The sequence below is a fragment of the Streptomyces sp. NPDC006516 genome (assembly GCF_040611875.1).
Taxonomy (GTDB): Bacteria; Actinomycetota; Actinomycetes; order Streptomycetales; family Streptomycetaceae; genus Streptomyces.
This window is the reverse complement of sequence record NZ_JBEXPD010000031.1, coordinates 1-5,231: the sequence shown is the minus strand read 5'-3', so window position 1 is coordinate 5,231 and position 5,231 is coordinate 1. Positions and strand designations below refer to the sequence as shown.

General features: G+C 72.1%; 1 protein-coding gene. It reads left to right on the top strand.

Features of this window, described 5'->3' with window-relative positions; genetic code table 11:
• Positions 1-45: 45 nt before the first annotated feature.
• On the top strand, positions 46-5,231 hold a 5,186-nt coding region (locus ABZY45_RS34980; RefSeq protein WP_356746293.1), incomplete at its 3' end, for a beta-ketoacyl synthase N-terminal-like domain-containing protein.

Here is a 5,231-nt window from a genome sequence, read left to right as displayed (position 1 = left end):
CTGGTGGCGCGTCATCTGGTGGCTGAGCATGGTGTGCGCAGTCTGTTGCTGACGAGTCGTCGTGGTGCTGAGGCTCCGGGTGCGGTCGAGCTGGCTGCCGAGTTGCGGGAGTCGGGTGTTGTCGTCACGGTCGCTGCGTGTGACACGGGGGACAGGGACGCGCTCGGCGCGCTGCTCGCCGGCATCGACGCCGACCACCCCCTCACCGGCGTCGTCCACCTCGCCGCGCTCCTCGACGACGGTCTCACCGAGTCCCTCACGGCCGAGCGACTGGACGCCGTGCTGCGACCGAAGGCCGACGGCGCCTGGCACCTGCACGAACTGACCCGCGCCCTGGACCTGAAGCAATTCGTGCTGTTCTCGTCGACCGCCGCGTTCCTCGACGCCGCGGGACAGGGCAACTACGCGGCGGCCAACGTGTTCCTGGACGCGCTCGCCGTCCACCGGAGCGCCGCCGGGCTGCCCGCGACCGCGCTCAACTGGGGCCTGTGGACCGGAGACCACGGCATGGGCGCCGGCCTCGACCACGCCTCCGTCCAGCGCATCGCCGACCTCGGCCTCACCCCTCTGAGCGCGGAGGAGAACCTCGCGCTGCTCGACACCGCGGTGAGCGACGGGACCGCCGTCTCCGTGGTGCCCGTACGCATCGACACGAGGGCGCTCCAGCGCAGGGGAGACTCCCTCCCCGCCGTACTCCGAGGCCTCGTCCGCACCCCCGCCCGCCGTACGCCGGCCGACAGCGGGCCCGGCGCCGTCCCCGTCGAGCAGACCCTCGCCCAGCACCTGGCGACGCTCCCCGCCCCCGACCGCGCCGATGCGGTGCTCGGCCTCGTCCGTACCCACGTCGCGGGCGTACTCCGCCACAGCGACGCCGACGCGATCAGCCCGCAGCGCGCGTTCAGCGACATCGGCTTCGACTCCCTTGGCGCCGTCGAACTCCGTAACCGCCTCAACTCCGCCACGGGCCTGCGCCTGCCGGCCACCCTGATCTTCGACTACCCCACACCGCGCGGTCTCGCCGAACACATCAGCAGCAAGCTGCTCGCCGTCGAAACCGCTGCCCCCAAGGCCCCGGTCGCGCCCCGTACCCCCGCCGACGAGCCGATCGCCATCGTCAGCATGGCCTGCCGCTTCCCCGGTGGAGTCACTTCACCGGAAGAGCTCTGGAGCCTCGTCTCCGAGGGCCGCGACGGGGTCTCCTTCTTCCCCGACGACCGTGGCTGGGACATCGACGGCCTGTACGACCCCGAGCCCGGCACGTCCGGGAAGTCCTCCACCCGCGAGGGCGGATTCCTGTATGACGCGGCGGACTTCGATCCCGAGTTCTTCGGGATCAGCCCCCGCGAGGCCCAGGCCATGGACCCCCAGCAGCGACTGCTGCTGGAGACGGCCTGGGAGGCCTTCGAACGGGCGGGCATCGATCCGCACAGCAAGCGGGGCTCGGACACCGGCGTCTTCGCCGGCGTCATGTACCACGACTGGAGCACCCGCCTCACCGACGTCCCCGAGGACGTCGCGGGATACCTCGGCAACGGCGGCCTCGCGAGTGTCGTGTCCGGCCGTGTCGCCTACGCCCTGGGCCTCGAAGGCCCGGCCGTCACCGTGGACACCGCCTGCTCCTCCTCCCTCGTCGCCCTGCACTGGGCCCTCCAGGGGCTGCGCCGCGGCGAGTGCTCCCTCGCCCTGGCCGGCGGCGTCACCGTGATGTCGACCCCCGACACCTTCATCGACATGAACCGGCAGCGCGGGCTCGCATCCGACGGCCGCTGCAAGTCCTTCTCGGCCGCGGCTGACGGAACCGGCTGGGGCGAAGGCGCGGGCCTCCTGCTCCTGGAGCGGCTGTCGGACGCCCGGCGCAACGGTCACCCGGTGCTGGCGGTGGTGCGCGGCTCGGCCGTCAACCAGGACGGTGCGAGCAACGGACTCACGGCCCCCAACGGCCCCTCCCAGCAGCGCGTCATCCAGCGTGCCCTGCACGACGCCCGGCTCACCCCGTCCGAGATCGACGCGGTGGACGGCCACGGAACCGGCACCACGCTCGGCGACCCGATCGAGGCACAGTCGCTCCTGGCCGTCTACGGGCAGGAGCGCCCGGACGACGCCGAGCCGCTGTGGCTGGGCTCCGTCAAGTCCAACGTGGGCCACACCCAGGCAGCAGCGGGCGTCGCCGGAATCATCAAGATGGTCATGGCCATGCGCCACGGCCAGCTGCCCAAGACCCTCCACGTCGACCGGCCCTCCGACGAGGTGGACTGGTCGGAAGGCGCCGTGGAGCTGCTGACCGAGGCGCGCGAGTGGCCGGTGACAGGGCGTCTCCGACGTGCCGCCGTCTCGTCCTTCGGCATCAGCGGCACCAACGCCCACGTGATCGTCGAACAGGCGCCGCTCAGCGCCGCACCGGCCCCCGCCACGACGACCGCCTCCGCACCGCCCGTCCTGCCCTGGACCCTCTCCGGCACATCCCCGCAGGCCCTGAGCGCCCAGGCAAAACGCCTGCTCAGGCACCTCGACGGGCTGCGGGACGACGAGCTCGCCCCCGCCGGCCGCACCCTCGCCACAGGCCGCGCCGCCCTGGACCACCGAGCTGTGGTCGTGGGCGGCACCAAGGCCGAGCTGGCCGAGGGGCTGCGGACGCTTGCGGCGGGGGGCACGAGTGGTGTTGCCGTGGGCGCTGTGCGCGCGGGTAAGACGGCGTTCTTGTTCACGGGTCAGGGTGCGCAGCGGGTGGGGATGGGGCGTGAGCTTCATGTGTCCTTCCCGGTGTTCGCCGAGGCCTTTGATGCGGTGGTCGCGGAGCTGGACGGTCACCTGCCCACACCGTTGCGGGATGTGGTGTGGGGTGAGGATGCGGGGGTTCTGGAGCGGACGGAGTTCACTCAGCCGGCGTTGTTCGCGTTCGAGACGGCGTTGTTCCGGTTGCTGGAGTCGTGGGGTGTGCGCCCGGACTTCTTGGCCGGGCATTCGGTGGGTGAGCTGACGGCTGCGCATGTGTCGGGTGTGCTGTCGCTGGCGGATGCGGCGCGGTTGGTGGCTGCGCGGGCGCGGTTGATGCAGGCGCTGCCGGATGGTGGTGCGATGGTCGCTGTGCGGGCGTCGGAGGACGAGGTCCTTCCGTATCTGACCTCGGACGGTGTGAGTATCGCTGCGGTGAACGGTCCGGACGCGGTGGTCATCTCCGGCGCGGAAGCGGACGTGCTGGAGGTTGCGGCCCGGTTCGAGGCGGAGGGTCGTAAGACGAGCCGCCTGCGGGTTTCGCACGCGTTCCACTCGCCGCTGATGGAGCCGATGCTCAACGAGTTCCGTACCGTCGCCCAGAGTGTGACGTTCGGCGAGGCCCGTATTCCGGTGGTCTCCAACCTCACCGGCGAGCTGTCGGCCGCAGACGACCTGCGCACCCCCGAGTACTGGGTGCGCCATGTCCGTGAGGCGGTGCGCTTCGGCGATGGTGTGCGTGCGCTGTCGGCCGCTGGGGTCTCCGTGTTCCTGGAGGTCGGCCCTGACGCCGTGCTCACCGCGATGGCGCAGAACGCCCTCAGCGATGCGAATGATGCTGACGATGCCGCGGTCTTCACCTCGCTGGTCCGTCGCGAACGCCCCGAAGCCCGGGAGCTGTTCCTCGGTCTCGGCCGTGCCACCGCCCACGGCGCCCGGCTCGACTGGGAGGCCCTGTTCGCCGCCTACGGCCCGGTTTCCGGGGTTGTCGACCTTCCCACGTACGCCTTCCAGCGCAAGCGCTACTGGCTGAACGCCACCGTCAGCACGGCGGCGGGCGTCGGGGGCGCGGGGCTGGAACCGGTGAGCCACCCGCTGCTCAGTGCCGCGGTGGTCGTGCCGGACTCCGACGGTGTGATCCTCACCGGTCGCCTTGCCGCCGCTACGCATCCCTGGCTGGCCGACCACGAGGTGCTCGGAAGCCTCCTGCTCCCCGGGACGGGCTTCGTCGAACTGGCCGTACGCGCCGGTGACGAGCTCGGCTACGGCCGTGTCGACGAGCTCACTCTCCAGGCCCCGCTGATCATTCCGCGCCGCGGCGCCACCGACCTGCGCGTCACTGTCGGCGGGACGGGCAGTGCCGCGGGTGCGGACACGGACGACCTCGCGGGCGCCCGTACCGTCACCGTCCACTCCCGACCGGAGGGGGCGGCACCCCACGAGTGGACGTTGCACGCCACCGGTGTGCTCACTGCCGCGCCTGCCGTGCCGGACTTCGACCTGGTGCAGTGGCCGCCGCCCGGCGCCGAGCCGATACCCGTGGAGGGTGCATACGAGCGCCTCGTCGGACGCGGCTACGGCTACGGTCCGGTCTTCCAGGGGCTGAAGGCCGCCTGGCGCGACGGCGACGACGTCTACGCAGAGGTCACGCTGCCCGAGGGCGCGGGTGCCGAAGCCGGCCGCTTCGGTCTGCACCCCGCGCTGCTGGACGCGGCGATGCACGCCGACCTGCTGGACGAGCAGGGCGGTGCGGACGGCGCCACCTTGCTGCCGTTCTCCTGGAACGGCGTCACTCTCCACGCTTCCGGAGCCACCGAACTGCGCGTCCACCTGCGCCGACTGCGCGGCGACGAACTCTCGGCTCTCCGGGTGGCCGACGCCTCCGGACGCCCTGTGGCGACCGTCGAGTCGCTCGTCTCGCTGCCGGTCTCCGCCGCCCAGCTGGACGGCTCCGGTGGGCGGTCCGACGCGCTCCGTCGCATCGACTGGAAGCCACTGTCTCTCGGCCTGCCCCTGAACGGGGCGACCGCGGCACCCGTGCCGGCCTCCCTGGGCGCCACTCCGCCTTCGGCCGGAGCGGTCACCGAATACGCGGACCTGACGGCGCTTCAGGCCGCTCTGGACGACGGCACCCCGGCGCCGGAACAGGTGCTCTGCCCGGTGCCCGACCTCAGCGACGGCCAAGCGCTGCCGGACGCGGTCCGCTCCACGGCCAACTGGCTGCTCACCACCGTCCAGCAATGGCTCGCGGACGAGCGCTTCGCCTTGTCCCAGCTGGTCGTGGTCACCCGTGGTGCGGCCACCGCACCGCCCGGCGGGGTGACCGACCCCCAGGCCGCAGCCTCACTGACCCAGGCCCCCTTGTGGGGTCTGGTGCGGGCTGCTGAGGCGGAGAACCCTGGCCGGTTCGTGCTGGTGGACTGGGACGGTGCCGATGCGTCGGCTGCCGTGCTGTCTGCGGCGCTGGGGACGGGTGAGCCTGAGCTGGCGTTGCGTGGTGGTTCGGTGTTGGTGCCGCG